The following is a 4067-nucleotide window of genomic DNA, read 5'->3' on the forward strand; positions in this document are numbered from 1 at the left end:
TTCAGATTTTCTTGATCACAGTGTTTATGAAGGTCTTAACTTTTCAGACATTCATGATAACTGCTTTGTAAATTCAAATGAATCCTGTGCTCTGTATGTAAAAACTGATGATCTAAAAACACTTTTCTCACTAAAAAACAGCACTGATAACAGCGCTCGTTTAAATACAAAAGAATATCCTTATATTCACTATGCTCTTTATTTAAAGCCATTTGTAAATATTCCAAGAACAATACTCTCTTCAGGATCATTCATAAATTATGGTTTTTATACACAGCTTGAACTTGAGCTGTTAAAAGCCATTGGATATAAAATTAATACTAAAGAATTCTTTGGTAACTCTCTGTTTTCATCAGGTTCTTCTACAAAACGCCAAAGCGTCGTTTTCAAGAGCGGTTTTTCAGCATGGTCAAAAGAGAACAATGATTACAAAACAGATCAGGCTTCAAGAGTACCATTAAGCATTGGAACAACTATCTATGGAAGTTACAACGACATAGTTCAGGAAGGAACTATTGCAAGCGTTGGCTACGGCAGTGTTGGAATCAGAGTTGATGGTAGCTTCAATACCATAACAGTTCCAAAAAAGACTTCTATCATTGAAAATGGACACAACTCATCAGGAATAGCTGTCACATATGGTAGAGACAATGTGATTAACATCGATGGCGATGTTACTGCATCAACTGAGGGCGGTATTGCAATCAATCTTGATTTCGGTTCAAACGCTCTATCAGATTATGTTGAGTTTCAAGGATCATACCACAGAGTTAGAACTCTTGATGTAAAAGAAAAAAGAATGACAAGAGAAAAGGGCGCTGCAGTCAGTGCTCCATCAGACATTCGTGGACCTTTAGTATCTAAACTGAATATCACCGGTAATGTTACTGGAAACAAAAACGCTATATATATTGATGATACAGCACATGTTAAGGAAATTAATATTACTAACAGAGCTAAAATCAATGGTGATATCGTTTCTTTATGGGAGCCTTTTGTAGACGACAAGAAAACAGGTGTTTTTATAAACTCTCAGCATGTAGATCTTATTTCAGGAAAAGTCCAGCTTGATACAAACTACGATGCAAAAAAGTCTCATGTTAGAGCTAAGATCTTAAATGATCTGAAAACAAACCTGTATTTAGGCTCTGATATCAGTCATGTCTCTGAAAAAGCAAAATACAAAAAAGAGAACAGCAGAGCAAATATAAGTATTGATGGAAATATTATCGGTAAAACAATAAATATATCTGCAATTGGTGGTGTTACAAATATTTGCGGATACATCGATACAAATAAACTTCTTATCAATAATGCATCTTTAAATATCAAAACTGCCAACTACATGACCAACTACATGACCAACTACGTCAACACTCTTGATCTAAGTCATGGAGGTCAGCTTAACCTTGCTAACGGCAACCCTGAGGTTATTGTAATTAGAGATATCGTAAAAGCTACTGCAAACAGTGTTATCAGCGTAGATACAAAACTTGATGGAACTGTTATTGACGCGGTGTTATTTACAGGTAAAACAAATGCTGCTGATAATGTAATCAACTTTGAACCAGGTCTTTCATACAACGAAATCAAGGCATTAAGCTCTGATCCAAAAGCTCTGTTGAATCTCTTAAACAAGTTTGTAAAAGACAGAAATTTCTTCTTAAGCCAACACGGACTTTCAATGAGGTTCCCAAGACACATCTGGTATACTCAAGGACAGATGGGAAGAAAAGTAAAGTGTACTATCAGAGGCTGTTATCTGGGTGATTTCGTTAAAACTTATGCATACTCAAGTGAGAAGCTGCCTTTATGGAGATATGTTCTAAGCTTTGGTGGTATCGTCCTAATGCTTATTGCTGCATATATCTTCCACAGAAAAACATCTTCAAGGTTCTACTAGCTCAAAAAGAGCAGATTTACTGCTCTATGCTCTGACCATCTTTTCTATAATTTCAGCATTTGGATCATCTTTTCTTCTTAAGCTTACAATTCCCATTGTAAGTAATATTACACAAAGTATATATGTAAAGAGATTTCCAAATTTTGAGTATAGAGTCTGACCTTTAACTGGATAGAATGTTGTTTTTAAAACATCTGTTACATCAGATGGAAGCTTATCAACAATATTACCGCGCTCATCTATATATGCACTAATGCCACTGTTTGTTACTCTTAGCATTGGCTTTTGAAGTTCCATAGCTCTCATTCTTGCAATATTAAGATGCTGAATAGGACCATTTGTTGGACCAAACCAGGAATCAACACTGAGCATAACTATACCGTTAGTTTCTTTTGAATCTAATGATGAAACCAAACCTGAGAATATAGCCTCATAACAGATAGCTGGCGTAAAAGAGAGCTTTCCAGTATTTATAGGATTTTGATTTTTCAGTCCATATGTAAAGCTTGAGTTAGGAATAACAAAAATAGAGCCTAAAGGTCTTAACAAAGATGCAAAAGGAACGACCTCTCCAAATGGTACTAGTGCACGCTTGTTATATGAATATATCTTAGTTCCTGTTTTATGCGACTGTCCTATTTTAATAATTGAGTTATAAACCTCATCTTTACCCTTATATGAAAGCGTACCTGTAATTAAGGTTGCACCTTTATCCTTAAATGCACTATCAAGATCTGAAATATAATTTTTTAGATATTCATAAGGATATGAAATTGCAGATTCAGGCCAGATTATCAGTGAATCCTTTTCAATTAAGTCTTTAGACAGCTGCCAGTACTTTGCAAGTACATATCTGATATTTGAACCATCATTACGTACAGACTGCTCTATATTGCCCTGCACCATAGCAACGTTAACAGATTGCTCTTCTCTTTTAACAAAAGAGCTTCCTTCTAAAAATACTGCAAAAATTAAAATACTTGCTGCAACAGGAAAGAACAGATATTTTCTGTAAACACTCAAGGACAACGCCGCACACATTATGTATACAAAAAGATTTATACCAAGAACACCTGTAAGAGGAGCATAATTTTTTAAAGGACTGTCGATAAAACCATAACCAATATAGGTCCATGGAAAACCAGTTAGAAAATAATAAATATATACATCGCCAAGAATAAAAGCTACAGGCACAAAGCACATAACATAAATGCTCTTTTTCTTATGAGCAAATTTATATGCAATTGCATTTGTTGTAGCATACGGTAAGGCAATGTAGAATGTACTGAACAGCAGTACTACAAAATAAGATAAAGCTGATGGGATCTTCCCAAAATCAGCCATGACAAATTCAATCCAGTTAATGCTTGAAAAAGCATAAGCACTAAAAAATGAAAGTGTGCAGAAAAATACCTGTTTTTTAGTTTCAAAAAACATACTGAGCATTAAGAACAGTACCATTCCTGCCACACCAAGGACCCACATATTTACAGGTGCTAGTGATAAAGACATGACATAACCTGTAAAAACAGATCCTACAAATTTACCTGTTTTTGATAAAAGTAGTTTCTTTATTTTTTCAAGATCTATAAAACCAAAGAATACTGCCATTATGGCATACAGATATTTCATTTCTTAGCTGCTCTTTTTAACTTCAAGCATAACAACTCTTCTTTCAGAAGCTTCTATTACTCTGAAATTGAAGTTTTCAATTTCAACACTCTCTCCAACTTCAGGGAATTTACCTAGCATATGTGTTGTAAGACCAGCTACGGTATCAACGTCAGCTAATGATGACATATCAGTCTTAAAATACTCATCAAACTCTTCAAGTGTGGTAAGTCCGTTTACAAGATAGCTTCCGTTATCCTTGTTCAGAATGATATTCTTTTCATTTACCTCAGTGTCATATTCATCATCAATGTCACCTACGATAACCTCAAGAATATCTTCAATAGTAACAAGACCTGAAACTCCGCCAAACTCATCAACTACAATGGCGATATGATATCTGTTTTGCTGAAACTCCTTTAGCATGGAGTTTACATGTTTTGATTCAGGAACAATTACAGGTTTTCTAAGCAAGGACAGAATACCGTCGTCCTTGAGCATTTTAAAACCTGCTGTATAAGGAAGAAGATCTTTTGCAAGAAGAATACCTACA

Annotated in this window: 3 protein-coding genes; 1 reads left to right on the top strand and 2 read right to left on the bottom strand. The window is 34.8% G+C overall.

Annotation, left to right across the window (positions count from 1 at the left end):
- On the top strand, positions 1-1903 hold a 1903-nt coding region (locus ACJML3_RS02970), incomplete at its 5' end, for a hypothetical protein (RefSeq protein WP_406020469.1).
- A 24-nt stretch (positions 1904-1927) separates the two neighbouring features.
- On the opposite strand, the gene lnt is transcribed toward ACJML3_RS02970, so the two are convergent.
- Both lnt and ACJML3_RS02980 read right to left on the bottom strand, forming a co-directional pair.
- A complete protein-coding gene (gene lnt / locus ACJML3_RS02975) occupies positions 1928-3535 on the bottom strand; it encodes an apolipoprotein N-acyltransferase (protein ID WP_406020471.1) in 1608 nt (535 codons plus the stop codon).
- Positions 3536-3538: 3 nt separating this feature from the next.
- Positions 3539-4067: transporter associated domain-containing protein (locus tag ACJML3_RS02980; RefSeq protein ID WP_406020473.1), on the bottom strand; the 529-nt coding region annotated here is incomplete at its 5' end.

This window comes from Succinivibrio sp., assembly GCF_045124615.1.
In the GTDB taxonomy this organism is placed as follows: Bacteria; Pseudomonadota; Gammaproteobacteria; order Enterobacterales; family Succinivibrionaceae; genus Succinivibrio; species Succinivibrio faecicola.

Coding starts and splice junctions, on each gene's coding strand:
- lnt (WP_406020471.1), bottom strand. CDS start 3,535: ATGAAATATCTGTATGCCATAATGGCAGTATTCTTTGGTTTTATAGAT.